The 601-nt window shown below is 66.4% G+C and carries 1 protein-coding gene; it reads right to left on the minus strand.

The features are described 5' to 3' along the window. Nucleotides 1-601: MlaD family protein (locus tag ON27_RS28965; protein ID WP_043734522.1), on the minus strand; the 601-nt coding region annotated here is incomplete at both ends.

Genomic DNA, 601 nt, shown 5'->3' on the forward strand with positions numbered 1-601 from the left:
CGAGCAGCTGGTCGAGGGTGGCCTGCAAGCCCGGGGCCTGGTCGGCGAGCAGGCCGGTCATCTGGGTCACCCGGTTGCTGAAGTCGCGCACCGACTGGTCGTTCTCGGCCAGCATGGTGGTGAGGTCGTTCAGCTTGATGATGATGCTGGAGACCGCGTCCTTGTTGTCCACGCCGACCTTCAGCGCGCTGGACAGCGCGTTGAGGGTGTCGCGGATCTTCTCGCCGTTGCCGTTGAGCATCGGGTAGAGCACCCGGCCCGACAGCGGGCCGACGCCCTCCTGGCCCGGCTCCGGCTTCAGCGCGGCGGCGAACTGATCGATGGTCTTGATCATCGTGTCCAGTTCGACCGGCGTCCTGGTGCGGGCCTTGGGCAGGTGCGCGCCGTCGGACAAGCTCGCGCCGCCGGTGTAGACCGGCGTCAGCTCGATGTGCCGGTCGGTCACGATGGACGGCGAGACGATCGCGGCGATCGCGTCCTTCGGGATCTTCACGTCCTTGTCGATGGACATGTGCACCTCGACGAGGGTCCCCTTGGGCACGATCTTGTCGACCTTGCCGACATCGAGCCCGAGCACCGTGATCGGATTGCCCTCGTAGAT

Origin of the sequence: Nocardia asiatica NBRC 100129, from assembly GCF_000308415.1 — a bacterium.
In the GTDB taxonomy this organism is placed as follows: domain Bacteria; phylum Actinomycetota; class Actinomycetes; order Mycobacteriales; family Mycobacteriaceae; genus Nocardia; species Nocardia asiatica.